Raw genomic sequence first — 20,537 nt, forward strand, 5'->3', positions numbered from 1 at the left:
GACCTCAGCGCGGGCGAGGGGTCGCGGTGAGGTCGAGCGCCCACTCGTTCACGGTGAGGTCGGCCCCGCGGAACCGCTCGGTCGCCACGCCCACGAGCTCGAACCCGCCGCGGCGGCACACCGCGTTGGAGGCCGGGTTGTCGACCGCGGGGAACGCGAGCAGCAGCCTCCGGCCCTCGTGGTGCTCGCGCGCCTCCGCGACGAGGAGGGACAGCGCCCGCGCGGCGACCCTCCGCCCCTGCGCCGCGGGCAGCACGAACCACCCGGTCTCCCATGAGGGGCCCGCGCTTCCCTCGACCTTCCACCGCCCGATCGAGCCGAGCGGCGTACCGCTCTCGTCGACGATCGCGAACATCCGCGCCTCGCCGTCGCGCTGCAGCCGGAGGTACCGCTCGTGACGCGCCAGGATCTCCGCCTCGCTCTCCGGTCCGTTGAGATGCGCGGTCATCTCCGGGGTGTTGGCGGCGTGCAGCAGCGGCAGGTCGGCGGGCGACCACGGCCGCAGGGCGAGGGTGTCCATGCGGGGAGTCTGCCGTCGACCTCCGACATCCGCGACCGATGTCGGAGGTCGCGCCTACCGTCTCCCGCATGCCAGATCCCGTGCCGACGTGGTGGGCGAGACGCCAGTTCTCGCGCGGTGCCGCCGTGCCCTACGCGGTGGGCACCTACCGGTCGGCGTGGTCGGCGTATCCCGAGCTCGTCCGCCAGTACCACCCGGAGCTGAACCACGGCATCGCGCTGTCGCAGGTGCCGCTGGCCGCCGACGTGCTGCTGTGCTGGGAGTGTCCGCTCGGGCACCGGTTCGCGGCCACCCCGACCGAGCAGCGCGAACGACCGGGGCGCGTGCGGCGGCGTTCGTCGTGGTGTCCGGAGTGCTCCGCGCTCGCCCGCCCGCAGCCGGTGGTGCTGGGCGAGGCTCGCGCGCTGCCCGCCCGCCCGAAGAAGCCCGCCCCCGCGCTGTGCACGAAGACCCCCGACCTGCCGAAGGGCACCCCGTTCCTCAGCGCGTGCGCGCCGAAGCCCGCGTCGGCGGCCGAGGCGAAGCTGCGCGCGATGCTGCGCGACCGGCTGGAGTTCACCGATGGCCTCAACGCGATCAAGGTCGTGCGGCCGTTCTTCCGGCACACCGAGGTGTGGCCCGACATCCTGCTGCCCGAGCTGCGGGTCGCGATCGAGTACGACTCCGTCGGCCGTCACGGGCTCGAGCACGTCGGCAAGCGCGAGGAGGCCGACCGCCGCAAGGACCGCGCGGTGCGGGGCGCCGGCTGGGAGGTCGTGCGGCTGCGCACCGGTCCGCTCGAACCCCTCGGCCCGTACGACGTGCAGCTCACGGGGCTCGGCCGGGCGGCGATCGATCGGCTCGTCGAGCGGCTCCGCGAGATCCGGGGCCCGCTCCTCGTCGACCCGTATCTGCGCGCGTGAGCGCCGCGCTCCCCCGGCGACGTCCCGCGCTTGGTAGCCTGACGACCACCCCGCCCCCACCCCGAAAGGCCGCCCCGATGCTCGGCGAGACCGTCACCCTGAACGCCGAGCGCGGCGTCACGCTCACCTGCTACGTGCAGCCCGTCGACGGCGAGTTCGCCGGGGTCACGGCCCGCCCGGCCGTGCTGATCCTCCCCGGCGGCGGCTACCAGTACTGCAGCGACCGGGAGGCGGATCCCGTCGCCTACCCGTTCCTCGCGGCGGGGTATCAGGCGTTCGTGCTGCGCTATTCGGTCGGCGATCAGGGAGCCTGGCCGCGCCCGCTCGACGACTACGAGCAGGCGATGGCACAGCTCACGGCGAACGCCGAGGCGTGGCACCTCGACCCGACGAAGATCGCCGTCATCGGGTTCTCCGCCGGCGGGCACCTCGCGGCGGTCGCGGCGACCATGGCCGAGCACCGGCCCGCCGCCGCGATCCTCGGCTACCCGGTGATCCTGCCGGAGATCGCCGACCGCTGCCGACCGGGCATGCCCTACCCGGCGGAGCACGTCACGGCCGACACCGCCCCCACCTTCCTCTTCCACACGCGCGACGACGACGTGACGGTCGTGGAGAACACGCTCGCCTTCGCCTCCGCGCTGGCCGGAGCCGGAGTGCCCTTCGAGGCCCACGTCTACTCGTACGGTGCCCACGGTTTCTCGACCGGGGCGGCGCACCTGAACCCGCGCCCCCTCACGCCGCGCGCCCGGAGCTGGGTTCCCGAGAGCATCGCGTGGCTCGACGAGACCCTCGGTGCCCTCACCGCCTCCGGCATCGGCGAGCCGCGGCTGTCGTCCGATGGAGCGACGGGCGGACGCACACCCGCGTGATTCCGGGACTGGCCGAACGGTCGAGTCCGCACTTCCTCCGGGATGTTGAACCGCGGGTCCAGGCGCGCGCTTGACTCGGCGTCATGACACACAGCGCCAAGCAGGACTTCGGTGACTTCGTCGCCGAGCACCGCCGCGTTCCGGCGGCGGTCCGGCAGCTGAACGTGCTGCTCACGCTGGTCGTGGGCACCGTCGCGATCCTCCTGTTCCTGCTCATCCTGCTCGCGGCGCTCGGTCGGGCCGACCGCTGGGCGACCGTCGCCGTCCCGATCGCCGCGATCGCGCTGATCCCGGTCTGGATCGCGGCGCTGGTCATCCGCCACCTCCCGCTGAACGGACTCGGGATCGCCGCGATCGTCACGGCGATCGGCGCGGTCGCGACGCTCGTGCTCGATCCGGCGATCACGTCGATCCTCGGCGAGCCCGCCCCCCTCCCGGCCGATCTGTCGCGCTGGCAGTCCGACACGATCGACGCGAACGTGCTGTTCCTCGTGGTCGCGGGGCTGGTGGTGGTGAGTGCCGCGCTGGGCGTCGCCTCCGTGGTCCAGGCGCGCATCACGCGGGCCGAGGCCAGGGCGCTGCGCACGCAATCAGGTCGGGTCTGACGCGGAACTACTCGGACGCCGACCCCGGGCGGAGGGTGCCGTCCGGCCGCCCGCGGACTCGTCCGGCGGTGTCGCCCCGACCGCAGCGTCCGCGGGGTCGGCGGGGATCTCCCGCACCCGGCGCAGCGCCGAGAGCAGGACGTAGCCGAGCTGCGCGGCGAACACCCCGGCGCACAGCACGATGCACGCCTCGACTCCCACCCCGGCGGCGACCACGGCCCCGAGCGCCGCGCCGACCGGGCGGGCCCCGTACGTGGCGACGACCAGCACCGACGACACCCGGCCGATCATCGACACCGGGGTCACCGCCTGACGCAGCGACGTCGTGCCGATGGTCCACAGCACCGGCCCGAGCCCGAACAGCAGATACGCCGCGAACGCGAACGCCGGCGCCGGCACCCACAGCGTCGCAGCCATCAGGAGCGCGGCGGTGAACCCGCCGAGCGGCCCCAGCATCGTCAGAGCGCCGAGCGCGAACCGTCGCGACAGCACCGGGGCGAGCAGTGCGCCGATCACCATGCCGCCGCCGTACACGGCCATCGCGGCGCCGACCGTCGCGGGGGTCATGCCGAGGCGGTCGAGCGCGTAGACCACGAACACCGACTGCAGCAGAAACCACCCCACGTTGAACACGAAGGAGGTCACGATCATCGGCCGCAGCAGCGCATGCGAGAACGCGAAGCGCAGTCCCTCGCCGATGTCGCGCCAGGGTGTCGTGCGGGGTGCGGCCACGCGGGCGGGGATGTCGGTGCGCGCGAGCACGGCCAGCGCGGCCAGGCAGGCGACGGTCGCCACGACGAACGCGGTGTCGGCGCCGCCCAGCGACACGATCGCACCGGCGACGGCCGGCCCCCCGATGAACGCCGCACTGCGCCCGAGCTCCAGCCACCGGTTCGCGTCGACCAGGCGATCGCGCGAGACGGTGCGCGGAACGGCGGCGGGCACCGCGACACTGATGCCCATGGTGCCCACGGCTCCCGCGAAACCGAGGGCCAGCAACGACTCGAAGCGCAGGGCGTCGAGGGCGAGGAGGACGATCACCGCCACGAGCGTGCTCGCGCGCAGCGCCTCGGACAGCAGGAGGAGCCGGCGCGGGGACGAACGGTCGACGAGGAGCCCGAACGGGATGGCGAGCAGCAGGAACGGGAGGGTCTGCGCGACCTGGAGCAGCGCCGTGCCCGCGGCGTCGGCGCCCAGCAGCAGCACGGCTGCGAGCGGGACGGCCACCAGGGCGATCTGCTCGGCGAACTGCGTGAGGACGCTCGACCAGGACAGTCGCGTGAACGCCGGAGGCAGCGGAGGGCGGGGGGCTCGCGGGTGCATCCCCTCAGCCCAGCAGCCCGCCGCCCGAGGTTCTGGCGGGTATCGGACGCGGCATTCCCCACGGCGGCCGCGGATAGGTTGGGAGTCCCACCCGGAAGGACACCCATGACCCCCGTCGTCACCGCCCTCGACCATGTCCAGCTGCCCGCGAAGAACCTGGACGAGGCCATCGGCTGGTACTCGGACGTGCTCGGTTTCCGCGTGCTCACGCACTACGGGACCTACGCCATGCTGCGCCTGGACCCCGGCCTCGACCTCATGCTCTGGGAGGCGGCGGAGTACACGCCGATGCGGGTCACCGTGGACGGCGACACGAAGCCGGCCCTCTTCCTCAAGACGGAGCGCTTCGACGACCTGGCCGCGCGGCTGCGGGCGTCCGACACGCAGATCGCCAGCATCGAGGACCTGGGCTTCGCGCGGTTCCTGAAGTTCTCCGACCCCAGCGACAACTTCCTGGGCGCGATCGCGTTCGCGGGGGAACCCGCCAACGCGGGTTAGAGCAGCGTGGACGACTACTGGAATCACAACACCGCCTACCACCGGGAACTCGTCGCCGCCGTGCGCCAGGGGGCCCGAGTGCTCGACGTCGGCTGCGGCGACGGGCTCCTCCTTCAGAAGCTCGCGGGAAGGGCGAGCCAGGTCACGGGCATCGACCCCGACGCCGCGGCGCTCTCCCGAGCGAGGGAGCGGTTCCCGCAGTCCTCGCCCGTGCGCCTTATCCACGGTGACCTGTTGACCTCACCCGACCTGGAGGGGCAGCGGTTCGATCTCGTCACCTGCGTGGCCACGCTGCATCACCTGCCGCTGATCCCGGCACTCGAACGCCTGCGCGACCTGCTCGCTCCGGGAGGACAGCTCCGCATCGTCGGCCTGTCGGCAAACGCGAGCGTCCTCGACTGGGCGATCTCCGGGGCGTTGCTGCTCCCGATCCGGGTCATGAGCGGGGTGCACCGTGAGTCCGGCTATCCGGACATGACGACCGCACGACCGTCCGAATCCCTCACGCACATCCGCGACGCCGCTGCCACGATCCTCCCGGGCAGCCAGGTGCGACGACGGTTCTACTACCGCTACAGCCTCACGTGGACGAAACCGGCGTGAGCGCGAGCCCCGGCGAGTGAGCGCAACCCGCTTGCGCGATCTTGCAAGGACTTGCGTACACTGAGCGCATGTCGAAGCGTCTGGCAGAGGTGGCCCGCAAGGTCGGCGTGAGCGAGGCGACGGTCAGCCGCGTGCTCAACGACAAGCCCGGGGTCTCGGACGCCACCCGGCAGGCCGTGCTCACGGCGCTGGACGTGCTGGGCTACGAGCGGCCCACGAAGCTGCGCGGCGAGCGGGCACGCCTGGTCGGCCTCGTGCTGCCGGAGCTTCAGAACCCGATCTTCCCCGCGTTCGCCGAGATCGTCGGCGGTGCGCTCACCCAGAACGGCTACACGCCCCTGCTCTGCACGCAGAACGCCGGCGGGGTCACCGAGTCCGACTACGTGGACCTGCTGCTCGCCCAGCAGGTGTCGGGCGTGGTGTTCCTCGGCGGCAACTACACCCAGGCCGACGCCGCCCACCAGCACTACGAGCGCCTGCGCGCGGTGAACCTGCCGACCGTGCTCGTGAACGCGCGCGTGCCGGAGCTGCCGTTCCCCACCGTCTCCACCGACGACGTCGCGGCCGCGGAGCAGGCCGTGCTCCACGTGCATCAGCTCGGGCACCGGCGCATCGGTCTGCTGCTCGGGCCGGACGACCACATCCCCTCGCGCCGCAAGCTCGACGCCGCCCGCCGACTGCTCGACCAGCTCGGCTCTCCGCTCAGCGACGAGCTCGTGGCGCGCGGCCTCTACTCGCTCGAGTCGGGCCAGGCGGGGGCCGCGCGACTGTTCGCCGCCGGAGCCACGGCCCTGGTGTGCGCGAGCGACCCGATGGCGCTCGGGGCCGTGCGCGCCGCCCGCCGAGCCGGGCTGTCCGTGCCGGGCGACGTGAGCGTGGTCGGCTTCGACGACTCGGCGCTGATGAGCTGCACCGAGCCGCCGCTGACCACCGTGCGCCAGCCGATCGAGTCGATGGGCCGGGCCGTGATCGAGCTGCTCCTCGCGCAGATCGCGGGCACGCCGCAGGCCGCCGACGAGCTGCTGTTCGAGCCCGAGCTCGTGCTGCGCGCCTCCACCGGTCCGCTGCACTGAATCGGCGGCGTTCCGCCGCTCCTCCCCCGCGGGCTCCCCCGGGAGCTTTCGCACGGGCTTGAGTCCTTTCTATTTTTCATTCTTTTGTTCGGTTCTTGCATCAATGCCTTCGGAAAGCTACATTCAACTCATCACCGTCGATGAGGAGACCCGTGGACACCGACGTTCTGCGCAGCACCGCCCCCGCTTCCCGGCCCGTCCCCCCGACGGACGAGGGCTGGTGGCGCACCGCGGTGATCTACCAGATCTACGTGCGCAGCTTCGCCGACGGGAACGGCGACGGCATCGGCGACCTCGCCGGCGTCCGCTCCCGCCTCGGGTATCTGAAGAGCCTCGGCGTGGACGCCCTCTGGTTCACCCCCTGGTACCGCAGCCCCCTCGCCGACGGCGGCTACGACGTGCAGGACTACCGCGCCATCGACCCGCGCTTCGGCACCCTGGAGGAGGCCGAGCTGCTGATCGCCGAGGCACTCGAGCTCGGCATCCGCACCATCGTCGACATCGTGCCCAACCACATCTCCGACCGCCACGAGTGGTTCCGGCAGGCACTGGCCGCCGGCCCCGGCAGCCCGGAGCGGGAACGGTTCTGGTTCCACCCCGGCCGCGGCGCCGACGGCTCCGGCATCCCCACCAACTGGGTGTCGAGCTTCCAGGGCGAGACCTGGACGCGCACGCGCAACGCCGACGGCACACCGGGCGAGTGGTACCTGCACCTGTTCACGCCGCAGCAGCCCGACCTCAACTGGAACCACCCCGACGTGCGCCGCGAGCACGAGGAGGTGCTGCGCTTCTGGTTCGACCGCGGCGTCGCCGGTGTGCGCATCGACTCCGCCGCCCTGCCGGTGAAGGACCCCGCGCTGCCCGACCTGCCCGCAGGCTCCGCCCCCGCGGAGGGCCACCCGCACATCGACCGCGACGAGCTGCACGACATCTACCGCGAGTGGCGGGCCGTGGCCGACGACTACGCCGGAGAGCGCGTGCTCGTCGGCGAGGTGTGGCTCGACGACGCCGAGCGCTTCGCGCGGTACCTGCGACCCGGCGAGATGCACACGGCGTTCAACTTCGGGTTCATGACCCAGCCGTGGGACGCCGCGGCCATGCGCGCCTCCATCACCCGCACCCTCGCCGAGCACGCACCGGTCGGCGCCCCCGCCACCTGGGTGCTGTCGAACCACGACGTCACGCGCCCCGTCACCCGCTACGGGCAGGCCGACTCGTCGTTCGCGTTCGAGCGCAAGCGCTTCGGCACCGCGACCGACACCGCGCGCGGGCTGCGGCGAGCGCGCGCCGCAGCCCTCCTCGTGGCGGCGCTGCCCGGCAGCCTGTACGTGTACCAGGGCGACGAGCTAGGGCTGCCCGAGGTGGAGCTGCCGCTCGACGCGATCGAAGACCCGATGCACTTCCGGTCGCACGGCGTCGACCCCGGCCGCGACGGGTGCCGGGTGCCGCTGCCGTGGGCGGGCGACGCGAGCCCGTACGGGTTCGGCGGTGCCCCGTGGCTGCCGCAGCCCGCCGACTGGGCCGGGCTCACGGTCGACGCGCAGGAGCTCGAGCCCGCCTCCACCCTGCACCTCTACCGCGCGGCCATCCGGCTGCGCCGCGAGGTGCGCGACCTGGCGAACGGCGAGCTGTCGTGGCTCGAGCTCGGATCCGACGTGCTCGCGTTCCGCCGCGGCGACGACACCGTCAGCATCACCAACCTCGGTGCGACGCCGATCCCGCTCCCCGCCCACCACGCGGTGCTGCTGTCCAGCACGCCGCTCGACGGCACCCTGCCCGCCGACGCCACCGCGTGGCTCACGCTGCGCCCGGCGCGCACCGGTCGCGCGCCCCACTGACCCGCACCACCCGATCCGCATCACATGGAAGGACAGACGATGAAGTCACCGAAGAAGGCCCTGGTCGCCGGGATCGCCGTGCTCGCCACGGCGGGCGCACTGGCCGGATGCTCCGCGAACGACACCGATTCCGGCTCCGACGGCAGGCTCGAGCTGCGCGTCGCGACGTTCCCGCCCGGCGCCGACGCCGCCGCGTACGACGCGTTCGCCGCCCAGGAGAAGCAGTTCGAGAAGGAGCACCCCGACATCGACATCATCGGTGTCGAGTACGAGTGGGAGGGTCCGACGTTCGCCGTGCAGCTCGCGGGCGGCAGCCTCCCCGATGTGTTCACCGTGCCGTTCACCGACTCCAAGACGCTGCTGGAGAACGGCCAGCTCATGGACGTGACCGACGCGATCGACGAGCTCGGGTACACCGACAAGTTCAACCCGATCATCCTCGAGGGCGTCACAGGCGACGACGGCAAGATCTACGGCTTCCCCCGCCAGGCCTACGCCGCCGCGCTGCACTACAACCGCGACCTGTTCGAGCAGGCCGGCCTCGACCCCGACGACCCGCCGCAGACGTGGGACGAGATCCGCGAGGCCGCCAAGGCCATCACCGACGCCACCGGTAAGGCCGGCTACGCGCAGATGGCGATCAACAACACCGGCGGCTGGCAGCTCACCTCGCAGACCGTCGCGCGCGGCGGCCGCACGCAGACCGACAACGGCGACGGCACCGCCGAGTCCACAATCGACAACGACGCCACCAAGGCCGCCCTCCAGTTCCTCCACGACGTGAAGTGGGAGGACGGGTCGTTCGGCTCCAAGGTCGACCTCGACTGGGGCACCATCAACCAGGAGTTCGCCGCGGGCAACATCGGCATGTACACCTCGGGCTCCGACATCTACACCGCCCTCGTGCGCGACTTCGGCATGGACTCGGAGATCTACGGCATGACGGTCGTGCCGATGGAGGGCGACGACCCCGGCACGCTCGGCGGCGGCGACATCGCGGTGATCAGCCCCACGGTCGACGACGCCACCAAGGACGCCGCTGTCACCTGGATCGACTGGTACTACATGCAGAAGCTGATGGACGAGGACGCGGCCGTGCAGGACGCGAAGACCCTCGACGAGTCGGGGCAGGCCGTTGGTACCCCGCTGCTGCCGGTGCTCAGCCGTGAGCTGTACGACGAGTCGCAGGTGTGGATCGCGGACTACATCAACGTTCCGGTCGACCAGATGAAGCCGTTCAGCGACCGCATCTGGGACCAGACGCCCGTGGGCGAGCCGAAGGTGAAGACCCAGGAGGTCTACGCGCTGCTCGACGCGGTGGTGCAGACCGTGCTCACCCAGCAGGACGCCGACATCGACGCCCTGCTCGCCCAGGCGCAGACCGACGCCCAGGCGAAGCTCGACGAGTAACGCTCCATGACGATGACGCTCCCCGAGCAGCGGGCGGCGGCGGACACCCCTCCGCCGCCCGCTGTGCGCCCGACCCGTCGCCGCTCGCCGCTCACGTGGCTGCGCGGCGGCGGGCTCGCGAACCTCGTGTTCGTGCTGCCGATGCTGTTCGTGTTCGTGTTCTTCTCGTGGTCGCCGATCGTGCAGTCCGTGATCATGAGCCTGCAGAAGACGAACCTGATCGTCTCCGAGTGGGTCGGGTTCGACAACTACCTCGCGGTGATCGGCGACCCGGAGCTCGGCCGCGCCGTGCTCAACACGCTCTGGTTCGCGGTGCTCGCGCTGCTGTTCGGCTTCCCGCTGCCGCTGCTGATGGCGGTGCTGATGAGCGAGGTGCGCCGCGGCAAGGGCATCTACTCCGCCCTCGCCTACCTCCCCGTCGTGATCCCGCCCGTCGTCGCGGTGCTGCTGTGGAAGTTCTTCTACAGCGCCGACCCGTCCGGCGTGTTCAACACCGTGCTCGGGTGGGTGGGCATCCCGCCGCAGCCGTGGATCCAGGACGCGGTGCAGGCGATGCCGTCTCTCGTGCTGGAGGCCACCTGGGCCGGGGCCGGCGGATCGATCATCATCTACCTGGCCGCGCTGCTCGGCGTGCCGCCTGAGCTGTACGACGCGGCAGAGGTCGACGGCGCCGGCATCGCGAAGAAGGTGTGGCACGTCACGCTGCCGCAGCTGCGCGGCATCCTCTTCATCATGCTGATCCTGCAGGTGATCGCCACCGCGCAGGTGTTCCTCGAGCCGTTCCTGTTCACGGGCGGCGGGCCGGCGGGCGCGACCAAGACCGTGCTCCTCTACATCTACGACAAGGCGTTCCGGAACAGCCTGGGCGGCGACTACGGTGAGGCCACAGCGGTCTCGGTGCTGCTGGCGATCGTGCTGGCCGTCCTGTCCTGGCTCTACTTCCGACTGACCGACCGCTGGAGCACGACGTGAGCCTCACCACCCGCCTGTTCTCCCGCGCCGCGGAACGAGCGGCCGCCCGAGCCGCCGACGCCGTGGGCGACCGCACCGTGATCTCCGCCTCCGAGCGTCGGCGCCCCGGCATCCGCGTCGGCCTCACCCTCACGCACGTGTTCCTCGCGGTGGGTCTCGTGGTGGCCGGTCTCGGGCCGATCCTGTGGCTCGCGAAGTCCGCCGTGACCCCCACCCAGGACACCCTGCAGCAGCCGTTCGCGCTGTGGCCGAACGGCATCGACTGGGCGAACCTGGAGACCGCCTGGAACGACATCCACATCGACCAGTACTTCCTGAACACGGTGGTGATCGCGCTCGGCGCGTGGTTCGTGCAGCTGTTCGTCGCGACCACGGCCGGGTACGCACTGTCGGTGCTGCGACCCCGCTACGCGCCGATCCTGAACGCGCTCGTGCTGGCGACGCTGTTCATCCCCGGGATCGTGCTGCTGGTGCCGCTGTACCTGACGATCGTGAACCCGCCGCTGCCCGGCGACGTGAACCTGCTCAACAACTACCTCGCGGTGTGGCTGCCGATGGGGGCGAACGCGTTCAACATCCTGCTGGTGAAGCGCTTCTTCGACTCGCTGCCGCGCGAGGTGTTCGAGGCGGCACGCACCGACGGGGCCGGACCGTTCCGGCTGTTCTGGTCGATCGTGCTGCCGATGTCGAAGCCCATCCTCGGCGTGGTGTCGGTGTTCGCGATCATCGCGGCGTGGAAGGACTACCTGTGGCCGATGCTGGTGCTGCCCGACCCCGCGGTGCAGCCGCTGTCGGTGCGGCTCCCGGCGGTGCAGTCGCAGACCGAGCTCGACGTGTTCCTCGCGGCCCTGGCGATCGCGACGCTCATCCCGATCGCGATGTTCCTGCTGTTCCAGTCGGTGTTCCTGCGCTCGGCGGGACTGGGCGGCGCGGTCAAGGGCTGACCGCGCCGCCGACGGGGCCGGCGCCGCGACCGTCGCTCAGTGCCCGTGTGCGAGCTGCTGCACGACCACGACGAGGGCGCCGAGCCCCACGAGGATCCCCATCGCGATCAGCTGCTTCCATCCGCTCAGGCCCGTACGGCGGACCGCGACGTAGCCGATGAGTCCCAGGATCGCCAGGTACACCACCGACGCGATGGTGAGCGCCGTCTGCAGCTCGATCCAGCCCAGCACCGCCGCCAGCAGGACGAGCAGGGGAACCGCGGCCGAGCCGATGGCGGTGCCGGTGAGCCGGAGCAGCTCCGTCAGCTCGGCCCCGCGCGGGAAGCGGCCGTGGGTCGCGAGGTGCGCGATCAGGTCGGCCGCGAACCCGGCGAGGGCGATCGCCACGATGCCGACCAGCAGGGTGACCGTGGCCCGCGCGGCGCTGGTGTGCTCCGCGTTCGCGTTCTGCACGAGCACGATGGCGAGCCCGGTGAAGGTGGCGTACACGCGCTCCTTGAGCGCGGCCCGCTCGACGGCCTCGTCGCGCGGCGGCCGAGAGGGGGCGGGTTCCGGCGAGCTCATGTGCGGGATGCTACCAACACGGGACGGCGTTCAGGCGGCCTGGGTGGCCTCGGGCTCAGGCGAGGAAGGAGCCGAGCGCGTCGAGGAGCCCGCGCGTCCCGGCCTCGCGCCCTGGTCCGTCGTCCCAGAACCGGTCGAGGAAGACGCCGTGCTCGGTGTGGGTGAAGCGCGTGCCGAGGTCGACCGCCTCGAACTCCAGGGATGCGACCGAGGTCGACATGTGCTCCCCGTCCAGCCACATGTCGTACGCGGTGACGATCCGCACCCGGTCGACGATGTCGGTGTAGGTGGCCACGTACCGCGACACGGGTCCGTCGTGGAACCGCCCCTCGTGGACGTCGCGCCCGCCGACACGGAAGTCGAACGCCCACTCCCGCTCCTCGATGGCGTCCGCGTCGCCCCACCATCCGCGTTTCTGGTCCTCGTCCGCGAACGCGGCCCACACCCGGTCGAGCGGAGCGGGGTAGTCGCGGGTGAGGGTGAATCCGGAGTGTGCGAGCCGGTGCTCCGTCGTCATCGCGGTGTCCTATCGCGTCAGGGTGACGTGGACGACGCCGCTCTCGGCCGCTTCCGTCGTCACGGTGTAGGTGTTCTCGAAGCCGGTCAGGTCGTCCCACAGGCGGTATCCGCGGCCGAGGAAGAGCGGCGCGACCAGGAGGTGCAGGTCGTCGACGAGTCCCGCGCGCAGGAACGCCTGCGCCGTGCGGTACCCGCCGCCGATGCGCACGTCGAGGTCGCCCGCGGCGTCGGACGCCTCGGCGAGCACGTCCTCGATCGCGGCATCGCGGAAGTGGAACGTGGTGCCGCCGTCCATCGGGATCGACGGGCGGGGCGCGGTGCGGGTGAGCACGTAGACGGGCGTGCCGAACGGCGGGGTGTCGCCCCACCATCCCTTCCAGTCGGGGTCGTCGGGGTGGGAGTGGAGGCCGAACATCCCCGCGCCCATGATCTCGGCGCCGACGCCCTGGAAGAACGCGCGGGCGTAGCGGTCGTCGACACCGGTGGTTCCGGCGCCGCTGGTGTCGCCGAAGATCTTCTCGCGGAACGTGCGGGTGCCCGCGTAGGCCGCGGTGAGGCGCCCCCAGTCCTCCCCCATGGGGCTGTCGGGTGTGAGGTCGGAGGGCGTGTAGCCGTCCAGGGAGGCGAACAGGTCCATGCGGACGCGGGTCATGTCAGTGCTCCTTCGGGGCGGTGCGGGCGAGGTGGATGCCCAGCCGGTCGGCCCTGTGCTCGGCCGGTGTGCGCTGCTGGCCGAGCCAGAGGTGGAGCACGTCGAGGCCGCCGGGGCGCAGGGTGACCGTGCGGACCCTGCCCTGCTTCTCCGACGTGATCACCCCCGCGGCCTCCAGGACTCCGAGGTGCTGCAGCAGCGAGGGCAGCGTCATCGTGAACGGCGCCGCGAGCTCCGAGACGATGGCGGGCGATGAGGCGAGCCTCTCGACGATCGCCCGGCGCGTGGGGTCCGCGAGGGCGCGGAGCACGGCGTCGAGGTCGTCGGGATACTTAGGCATGTACCTAAGTATTGGGCGGGGCGCCTCTCCCGTCAAGACCCTTCGCCGACGCCGACGGAGGCGAGCGCCTCGTCCACGACCTTCGCCGGGACACCGACGGCGGTGTGGCCGTCTTCGATGTCCCACAGCGTGTTCTGCAGCAGCCGCGCGCGCGTCCACGCGGCGGCACGGCGGCGATCCAGGTCGAGCATCTCGGTCAGGATGTCGAAGCGGCGGCGCACGAGACCCACGGCGTCGGCCGCCCCGCCGGCACTCCACCGGCTGTCCAGGGCGGGCCAGAGGTCGAATCCGGGGTCACCCACGAGCGGCTCGGGGTCGATCGCCAGCCACGGTGCACGGTCGGCGGCGAGCACGTTGCCGTCGTGCAGGTCCCAGTGCAGGAGGCGATCTCCGGGCTCGGGCTGCACCTCCGCGACGGTGCGCACCCACCGGTCGAGCCGCGTGCGGTCGTCGCCGTCGAGCACCCGCGCCGCGGCCGGCGCCGCCTCGATCATCTCCGCCGCGACCACCCCGAGACGCGGAAGCCCCTCCGGGGCGGGTGCGCGATGCAGTTGCGATAGCAGGTCGCCGATGACCCGGACGACCTCGTCGTCGTCGTCGATCGCGGCGAGAGGCCGCTCGGCATCCAGGCGCTCGAGCAGCATGGCACCCCGGATCTCGTCGCTGTCCAGAAGGCGGACGGCACCCCGTCCGTCCCAGCGGGTGAGACCGAGGATCGCCGCCGTGGTCTCGGGGCGCGGCACCTGCAGCTTGAGCGCGGCCGGGGCGCCCTCCTCGCCGCGCACCGGCACGACGATGCCCGCCTCCCCCGCCCGCACCTCGCCGTCGGGTCGCAGCGCCCACCGCTGGAAGAGCTCGTGCGCGACCGCGGGGACAGCGCTCACCCACTCCCTGGTCGCGGCGTCGCCGGCCTCGAACCGCTCGCGGATCGGACGCGGAAGAGCGAGTCGGTCCTCGTTGGTCATGCTCGCCAGTCCATCACAGCGCGGTCGGCACGTCGCGTCGATCCCGGTCCGCGGACCCCTGGGCCTCCTCCGGGATCCGTCGCCGCAGCACGACCCCCGCGACGACGAGCGCGACGCCGAGGACGCCCGCGATCGCGAGGGCTCCGACCGCGAGCCCGTCGCGGAGTGCGACCCGCTCGTCGGCGCCGGCAGCGACGAGCGTCGACGTGACCGCCCCGCTGAGAGACGCGACGACCGCCGTCCAGACCGCACCGCCGATCATCCCGGTCGAGTTGGCGAGCCCTGACACCACGCCGACCTGGTCCGGCGCGGCGCCGGACATCGCGAGGCCCATGATCGGCGGGAGCACGGTGCCGATGCCGAGGCCCAGCAGGAGCAGCGGAACGAGCACGTCCGCCAGGTAGCCCCCGTCGACGGGCACGTGCGAGAGCAGCAGCGCACCCGCCAGGAAGACCAGGAGTCCCAGGACGAGCGCGATCCGCTCGCCGAAGCGCGCCGTGACGAACGGGGCGAGGAGGATCGAGGCGATCGCGGTGACGACCGTCAGCGGAACGAACGACAGCGCCATCTGCATCGGGGCGTATCCGAGCACCTGCTGCAGAAGCAGGGTCGCGAGGAAGAAGGAGCCGTAGAGGGCGCCGGTGACCAGGAACTGCACGACGTTCGCTCCCGCGACGTCGCGATCCTTCAGGATGCGCAGGGCGAGCAGTGGCACCCGCGCGGTGCGCTGCCGCACGACGAACGCGATCAGCAGGACGACGGCGACGCCGAGGGCAACGAGGGTCTGGCCGCCCCAGCCGAGGTGCTCGGCCGTGATGACGCCGTAGACCAGCAGCGACACCGCCGACACGAGCAGACCGGCACCGAGGATGTCGAGTCCGGCGGTCAGACCGGGGCCGCGACCGCGGGGCAGCAGACGCCAACCGACGACGAGGCTGAGCAGTCCGATCGGGAGGTTGATGAAGAACAGCCACTGCCAGCTGGTCAGCTGCATCAGCACCCCGCCCACGAGGAGCCCGAGCGCACCGCCCCCGGCGAACGTGAAGCTGTAGAACCCGATGGCCCGCGTCTGTTCCCGCTGGTCGGTGAACATGGTCACGATCAGGGCCAGGGTGACCGCGGTGATCATCGCAGCGCCGCCGCCCTGGGCGAAGCGCGAGATCACGAGCATCGTGGCGTTCGACGACAGCCCCGCCGACACCGAGGCGACGGTGAAGACGGACACGCCGATCAGCAGCACGCGCCGATGCCCGATCAGGTCGCCGAGGCGTCCGGCGAAGATCAGCAGACCGCCGTACGCGAGGAGGTAGGCGTTGATCACCCAGGACACCCCGGCCTGGGTGAACCCGAGTTCGCGCTGCATCACCGGCAGCGCGACGTTGACGATGGTCTCGTCGAGGACCGTCATCAGGGTGCCGATGCAGAGGACGCTGAGCGCCGTCCAGCGGGCGCGGGCGGAATTCATGGTGGTGGCCCTTCGATAGGGAAGTGAGGTGGTCAGACAGTAGCAGATGATCTATTTCTAGACGATATAAGTGCGATGCTATTCTGTCGACATGATCGCGCGCACGGTGAGCGACCTCGTGGTGCAGCTGCAGCTGCTGACCCGGTCGATCGAACAGCAGGCCACCGCGCAGTTGGAGACGCAGGACACCACGCTGCGCACGGTGAGCGTCCTCCTCTGCGCCGCAGCCGGCGAGAAGACGCAGAAGGAACTCGCGGAACTGGCCTGCCTCGACAAGTCGACGATGGTGAACACCCTCGATGCCCTCGAACGCGCGGGACTGGCCGAGCGGCGCGTCCTGGCGGAGGACCGCCGTGTGCGGATCGTGGAGGTCACCGACCGAGGGCACGCGATCGTGTCGTCCACCGCCGGCGCCCTCGACGACCTCTATTCGTCGCTGCTCGAGCGCCTCCCGGAAGAGGACAGGGAGCCCTTCCTGCGCTCCCTGTCCCGGCTCACGCAGGCCCCGTCGCCTCAGCCGGCGGACGCCGTCGCAGGCTGACGGGCCGGTCGCGTGGCCCTGACCATCGCGTATCCCCACGTCGCGAGACCGAGCAGCGGACCCCAGAGCCAGAACGGGAACATGAGCAGCAGATAACCGGTCTCACCGATCGATCCCGTCCCCTCGACCGCGAACTGCAGCCCGGCAGCCGTGAACAGGACGCTCACGACGCTCGCGGGGATGATGGCCAGCGCGGGCGGGACCCGTCGCCCTCCGAGGCCGGCGAGGCTGCGCGGGAACCGGAGACCCCACGGACGGATGAGGCCCAGCGTGAGCACACCGCCCGCCAGCATCCCCGCACCGAGCACGAGACCCACCACCCGGACGGTGGGCTCTGCGGCGAAGAGTTCCGCGCTCCCCCCGAAGAGCGGCCACGGCGTCAGCCAGCTTGCCCGCGCGACGACATAGGGCAGGGCGCAGGCCGCCGCGGCGACCGTGAGCGACCGGCGGTGTCGGAGCACCGCGATGGCCAGCCGCCCGCGGGCACCAGCGGCCTCGCCGATGGTCCAGATCAAGAGACCGGCGGACGCGACGACGTGGGCGAGCGGGACGGCGGCGCCCGGGAGCATCGCACCGAGCGCCTCCGCGACCCGGGGCACGAGCTCGCCCGATCCGAACGCGAGCGCCGCCGCGGCGACACCGATCAGCACAGCCCCGAGCAGAAGCCCCCTCCAGGGACGGCGAAGCGCCACCAGCACCACCAGGGCGACGATTCCCCCGACCACGCTCACCGCGAAGGCGTACCCCGCAGCCGGGATGATGCCGCCGGGCGTCGTCAGTGCAAGCAGCAGCGCGGCGACCAGCGCCGCCGTGCGGACGAGCCAGGGAGGAACACTGCGGAACACCGCCCTGGCGACCAGCGCACCGACCGAGAGGACGAGCGCGGCCAGCGCACCGATGAGCGAGAGGGCGCGTTCGACCCCGGCGCCGAGGTGGCCCGCGAGACTGGAGGGCAGCGGATCGATGCCCGGGACGACCATCGTCGCCAGGGTGAAGGCGGCGACGGCCAGGGCGCCGGCGGCCACGGCGACGAGAGTGCAGAAGGTGGCGGGGCGACTCAGAGGTGACATGCCTCCACGCTAGGAATCCGCGGATCCCCCCGACCTCGCCCGCAGGAGGCGTCACCCTCACCCGTCCGGGTGATCCTTCCAGGCCCGCCCGGTCACCCGCGCGGACGCAACATCCCGTTCTCGTACGCCCAGATGACGACGTGCACGCGGTCGGGCACGTCGAGCTTGGCGAGCACCGCCTTGACGTGCGTCTTCACGGTGTTCGCCGACAGGAAGAGCCGACGCGCGATGTCGTCGTTCGAGGCGCCGGTGGCCAGCGCGCGCGCCACCTCCCGCTCCCGCGGGCTGAGCTGTGCCAGCACCTCGGCCGGATCGACCGTCGGTGCCCCGTCACGCACGAACCCCAGCAGCGCCGCCGTCGCGCGCGGCGACAGCACGGACCCCTCCTCGGCCACCGTGACCGCGGCGTCGGCGAGCGCCTGCGGTGTCGCATCCTTCGTGAGGAAGCCGCTCGCGCCCTCGCGGATCGCGGCGTACACGTACTCGTCGAGGTCGAACGTGGTGAGGATCAGCACGCGGAGGCGGGGACGGATGCGCAGGATCTCGCGCGTCGCGGCGATCCCGTCCATCCCGGGCATGCGGATGTCCATCAGGACCACGTCGACGGCGTGGGCGCGGACGTGCTCGACGGCGGCCTCGCCCGACGCGACGGCGACGACCTCCGCGATGCGCGCGTCCCGTTCGAGGGTCAGCGCGATCGCGGTGCGCAGCAGCTCCTGGTCGTCCACGAGCAACACCCGCACACTCATGCCGCGCTCCGCGTCACAGGGAGGTCGACCTGCACGCACCAGCCCGCGGGACTCCGGGGTCGTGCGGTGAGCGTGCCACCCGCCAGCCGCACGCGTTCGGCGATCCCGATCAGCCCGATGCCGCTGCCGAGGTCGGACTCGGCAGGACCAGTGCCGCCGTCGTCGGTCACCGTCGCCCGCAGCCGGCCGGGGAGCCAGCGGAGGCGCACGTCGATCACGACCGGGGCCGACGTGTGCCGCAGGGCGTTGGTGAGCGCCTCCCGCACGGCGTGATGCAGCGCGAGGGCGGCGTCGGCGCGCAGCAGACCCCGCTCGCCCGACTCCTCGAGCAGCGCCCGCACCGACGGAGTGCGCACGCTCTCCACGAGGGCCGCGAGGGAGTCGACCGTGGGCAGCGGTTCACGCGGCGCCTCCGGTGCCACGGTCGACCGCATGCTGCGCAGCGCCTCCCGGCCGGTGTCGACGACGATCGCGAGGGAGGCGTCGCTGCGGGCGGGATCGTCGTCGCGCGTCAGCCGAGCGACCTCCGCCTGGGCGATCATGACGGTCACGGCGTGGGCGACGACGTCGTGCAGGTCCCGGCTGATGCGGGCGCGCTCATCCGTGATCGCACGCGCGACGCGGGCCGTGGCGCGCTCCTCCGTCTGATCCCTGCGCACGCGGACGACGAGGCCGAGCGCCCAGGCGGCCGCGATCGCGCCGCAGAGGCCGACGAACGTGCCGAGCCGGAAGTCGCCGAGGTGCGGTTCGACCACCGCGATGAGGGCAGCGCCGCCGATGCCGCCCGCGAGCGCGAGCATCGGGAACGGCCGACGCGAGCGCGCGGCCACCTGGCCGACCACCAGCAGGTAGGCCGCGGCCGACGGCAGGAAGGCGGTGGGGACGGCGGCGGTCGGCGACAGGAGGACGAGGACGAGCATGACCGCGTCGGCGGCGGCGAGGGCGGCGAGGGGATGACGGATCGCGACGAAGGTCGCGGCATGCACGAGCAGGCAGAGGGTGACGACGATGGCGAACGCGAACGGCTCGGGGCGGAACGCCGGGTCCCCCAGCACGGCGAGGCTCGATGGCAGCAGCACGATTGCGGCGATCACGGCGACGAGGAGGTCCACGCGCACCCAGGCGCGCCCCGTCGACTCGACCGCCCCGGTGTCCGACCTCATCGTCCTCATGCTTCCACCCCGCGGGCTCGCGCGGCTCACCCGGACGGGTGAGTTCCGCGGTCTCCGCCGTCGTGCCCACCCGGTGTCGCGGCGGATGGGCGGAACCCGCGGAGGGCCGCGTCCAGCGCCCCGCGCATCGCGGTGCGCCTCCCCTCACCGTCGACGCCGCGGAGAGCGGCGTCGATTCCGGCGCCCTCGACCGCTCCCAGCGCCGCTCCCACCATCGGCGCGACGTCGGCGGCGCCCGCGTCGGTGCGCGCCGAGATCTCCCGGGTGAGCGCGCGCGCCAGCGCCAGGAGCTGAGTGGCGAGGGCGCGCGGGAACTCGCCGCGAGCTCCGAGGGCCGCGCGGATCGATGCCTGCCGAGCGAGCGCCTCGTCGGTGGTGGAGGCGTCGATGAGCACTCGCAGGGCCTCCTGCACGCGGTCGGCGGCGTGCGGTGAGGCACTGTCGTGGGCGGCGCCCAGGGCGAGCGCCGTGAAGTCGTGCACGTGGGCGAAGAGCACGTCCTCCTTCGCGGGGAAGTGCACGTAGAAGGTGCGCTCCGAGACGTTCGCGTGGCGCGCGATCTGGGCGACCGTCGTGGCGTCGTACCCCTGGGCGTGGAAGAGCTCGGACGCGCTGGCCAGCACGGCCTGTCTGGTCCGCCGGCGTCGGGCCTCGTGCCCGTTCTCGTGCGCCTCTCGCATGGGTCGAGCCTAGCGTCGCCCCGCCATAAGTTTGCAGATCTGCAATCTTTCGTCCATGCTGTGATCATGGATGCCGACCCCCGCCTGTACGTGGTCACCGGAGCGGACTCCGGCCTCGGCCGCGCCGTCGCCGACCGGCTCTCCGCTCAGGGCCGGGTGATCTCGTGCGGCATCGGCGACACGGTCGACGTCCGTGCCGACCTGGCGACGCCCGAGGGCCGCGCGCGGCTGCGCATCGAGGTCGACGCGCGCGGCCCTCG

At 72.1% G+C, this 20,537-nt stretch carries 23 protein-coding genes and 1 pseudogene; 12 read left to right on the top strand and 12 right to left on the bottom strand.

The annotated features are described in order from the left end of the window. Positions 1–4: 4 nt before the first annotated feature. Positions 5–520, bottom strand: a complete 516-nt coding sequence (locus DW299_RS02370) for a GNAT family N-acetyltransferase (protein WP_136035504.1) — start codon at positions 518–520, stop codon at positions 5–7. A 68-nt stretch (positions 521–588) separates the two neighbouring features. On the opposite strand from DW299_RS02370, the gene DW299_RS02375 reads away from it, so the two are divergent. The 3 genes from DW299_RS02375 (at position 589) to DW299_RS02385 (ending at position 2,899) form a co-directional block, all read left to right on the top strand. Next, positions 589–1,422, top strand: coding sequence for a zinc-ribbon domain-containing protein (locus tag DW299_RS02375; RefSeq protein WP_136034769.1), 834 nt, complete (start codon positions 589–591; stop codon positions 1,420–1,422). A gap of 77 nt (positions 1,423–1,499) precedes the next feature. Beyond that, positions 1,500–2,294, top strand: a complete 795-nt coding sequence (locus DW299_RS02380; protein ID WP_136035505.1) for an alpha/beta hydrolase — start codon at positions 1,500–1,502, stop codon at positions 2,292–2,294. 83 nt (positions 2,295–2,377) lie between these two features. Continuing rightward, positions 2,378–2,899 (top strand): hypothetical protein, encoded by a 522-nt coding sequence (locus DW299_RS02385; RefSeq protein ID WP_136035506.1) that lies wholly within the window; start codon positions 2,378–2,380, stop codon positions 2,897–2,899. Here the strand turns inward: DW299_RS02385 and DW299_RS02390 are convergent. Beyond that, positions 2,885–4,222 (bottom strand): MFS transporter, encoded by a 1,338-nt coding sequence (locus DW299_RS02390; protein ID WP_136035507.1) that lies wholly within the window; start codon positions 4,220–4,222, stop codon positions 2,885–2,887. The genes DW299_RS02385 and DW299_RS02390 overlap by 15 nt on opposite strands. A gap of 105 nt (positions 4,223–4,327) precedes the next feature. On the opposite strand from DW299_RS02390, the gene DW299_RS02395 reads away from it, so the two are divergent. From DW299_RS02395 to DW299_RS02425, 7 genes are all read left to right on the top strand, one after another. Then, on the top strand, positions 4,328–4,720 hold the full coding sequence (locus tag DW299_RS02395; protein ID WP_136035508.1) for a VOC family protein: 393 nt from the start codon (positions 4,328–4,330) through the stop codon (positions 4,718–4,720). 6 nt (positions 4,721–4,726) lie between these two features. After that, positions 4,727–5,323: a class I SAM-dependent methyltransferase gene (locus DW299_RS02400; RefSeq protein ID WP_136035509.1), complete on the top strand. Its 597-nt coding sequence runs from the start codon at positions 4,727–4,729 to the stop codon at positions 5,321–5,323. A 68-nt stretch (positions 5,324–5,391) separates the two neighbouring features. After that, positions 5,392–6,396, top strand: coding sequence for a LacI family DNA-binding transcriptional regulator (locus DW299_RS02405; RefSeq protein WP_136035510.1), 1,005 nt, complete (start codon positions 5,392–5,394; stop codon positions 6,394–6,396). Between the two features lie 140 nt (positions 6,397–6,536). Further along, positions 6,537–8,234 carry a glycoside hydrolase family 13 protein gene (locus tag DW299_RS02410; RefSeq protein WP_136035511.1) on the top strand — a complete coding sequence of 566 codons (1,698 nt, stop codon included), beginning with the start codon at positions 6,537–6,539 and terminating at the stop codon, positions 8,232–8,234. 39 nt (positions 8,235–8,273) lie between these two features. Next, the gene (locus tag DW299_RS02415) at positions 8,274–9,644 is read left to right on the top strand and encodes an ABC transporter substrate-binding protein (RefSeq protein ID WP_136035512.1); all 1,371 of its coding nucleotides are present in this window, start codon (positions 8,274–8,276) and stop codon (positions 9,642–9,644) included. A gap of 6 nt (positions 9,645–9,650) precedes the next feature. After that, positions 9,651–10,616 (top strand): carbohydrate ABC transporter permease, encoded by a 966-nt coding sequence (locus tag DW299_RS02420; RefSeq protein ID WP_205812595.1) that lies wholly within the window; start codon positions 9,651–9,653, stop codon positions 10,614–10,616. After that, on the top strand, positions 10,613–11,560 hold the full coding sequence (locus DW299_RS02425) for a carbohydrate ABC transporter permease (protein ID WP_136035513.1): 948 nt from the start codon (positions 10,613–10,615) through the stop codon (positions 11,558–11,560). Before DW299_RS02420 ends, DW299_RS02425 begins: the two co-directional genes overlap by 4 nt. Before the next feature lie 36 nt (positions 11,561–11,596). Here the strand turns inward: DW299_RS02425 and DW299_RS02430 are convergent, their stop codons facing one another. The 6 genes from DW299_RS02430 to DW299_RS02455 are packed head-to-tail and all read right to left on the bottom strand — an operon-like array spanning position 11,597 to position 16,065. Next, entirely contained in the window at positions 11,597–12,124 is a 528-nt protein-coding gene (locus DW299_RS02430; protein WP_136035514.1) for a hypothetical protein, read from the bottom strand. A 55-nt stretch (positions 12,125–12,179) separates the two neighbouring features. Next, positions 12,180–12,641 (bottom strand): SRPBCC domain-containing protein, encoded by a 462-nt coding sequence (locus DW299_RS02435; RefSeq protein ID WP_136034748.1) that lies wholly within the window; start codon positions 12,639–12,641, stop codon positions 12,180–12,182. A gap of 9 nt (positions 12,642–12,650) precedes the next feature. Next, positions 12,651–13,295 carry a dihydrofolate reductase family protein gene (locus DW299_RS02440; RefSeq protein WP_136035515.1) on the bottom strand — a complete coding sequence of 215 codons (645 nt, stop codon included), beginning with the start codon at positions 13,293–13,295 and terminating at the stop codon, positions 12,651–12,653. Between the two features lies 1 nt (position 13,296). Next, a complete protein-coding gene (locus DW299_RS02445; protein ID WP_136035516.1) occupies positions 13,297–13,635 on the bottom strand; it encodes an ArsR/SmtB family transcription factor in 339 nt (112 codons plus the stop codon). A gap of 32 nt (positions 13,636–13,667) precedes the next feature. Then, positions 13,668–14,600, bottom strand: a complete 933-nt coding sequence (locus tag DW299_RS02450) for an aminoglycoside phosphotransferase family protein (RefSeq protein ID WP_136035517.1) — start codon at positions 14,598–14,600, stop codon at positions 13,668–13,670. Between the two features lie 13 nt (positions 14,601–14,613). Next, a complete protein-coding gene (locus tag DW299_RS02455; protein ID WP_136035518.1) occupies positions 14,614–16,065 on the bottom strand; it encodes a DHA2 family efflux MFS transporter permease subunit in 1,452 nt (483 codons plus the stop codon). A 91-nt stretch (positions 16,066–16,156) separates the two neighbouring features. Here DW299_RS02455 and DW299_RS02460 point away from each other — a divergent pair, with 91 nt between their 5' ends. Further along, complete coding sequence (locus tag DW299_RS02460; RefSeq protein WP_136035519.1) at positions 16,157–16,606, top strand: MarR family winged helix-turn-helix transcriptional regulator; 450 nt, start codon at positions 16,157–16,159, stop codon at positions 16,604–16,606. Here DW299_RS02460 and DW299_RS02465 read toward each other — a convergent pair. The 4 genes from DW299_RS02465 to DW299_RS02480 all read right to left on the bottom strand — a co-directional run bounded on the left by DW299_RS02465 (position 16,579) and on the right by DW299_RS02480 (position 20,277). Further along, positions 16,579–17,676 (bottom strand): hypothetical protein, encoded by a 1,098-nt coding sequence (locus DW299_RS02465; protein ID WP_136035520.1) that lies wholly within the window; start codon positions 17,674–17,676, stop codon positions 16,579–16,581. The two genes, DW299_RS02460 and DW299_RS02465, sit on opposite strands and share 28 nt — an antisense overlap. Positions 17,677–17,768: 92 nt before the next feature. Next, the gene (locus DW299_RS02470) at positions 17,769–18,425 is read right to left on the bottom strand and encodes a response regulator transcription factor (RefSeq protein ID WP_136035521.1); all 657 of its coding nucleotides are present in this window, start codon (positions 18,423–18,425) and stop codon (positions 17,769–17,771) included. Next, positions 18,422–19,588, bottom strand: coding sequence for a sensor histidine kinase (locus tag DW299_RS02475; protein ID WP_136035522.1), 1,167 nt, complete (start codon positions 19,586–19,588; stop codon positions 18,422–18,424). The genes DW299_RS02470 and DW299_RS02475 overlap by 4 nt, the downstream gene beginning before the upstream one ends. Positions 19,589–19,623: 35 nt before the next feature. Next, on the bottom strand, positions 19,624–20,277 hold the full coding sequence (locus DW299_RS02480) for a TetR/AcrR family transcriptional regulator (protein WP_136035523.1): 654 nt from the start codon (positions 20,275–20,277) through the stop codon (positions 19,624–19,626). A 66-nt stretch (positions 20,278–20,343) separates the two neighbouring features. Here DW299_RS02480 and DW299_RS02485 point away from each other — a divergent pair. After that, positions 20,344–20,537 (top strand): annotated as a pseudogene (locus DW299_RS02485) (SDR family oxidoreductase); the annotation flags it as partial.

Source organism: Microbacterium sp. K35, assembly GCF_004794375.1.
Classification (GTDB): domain Bacteria; phylum Actinomycetota; class Actinomycetes; order Actinomycetales; family Microbacteriaceae; genus Microbacterium; species Microbacterium sufflavum.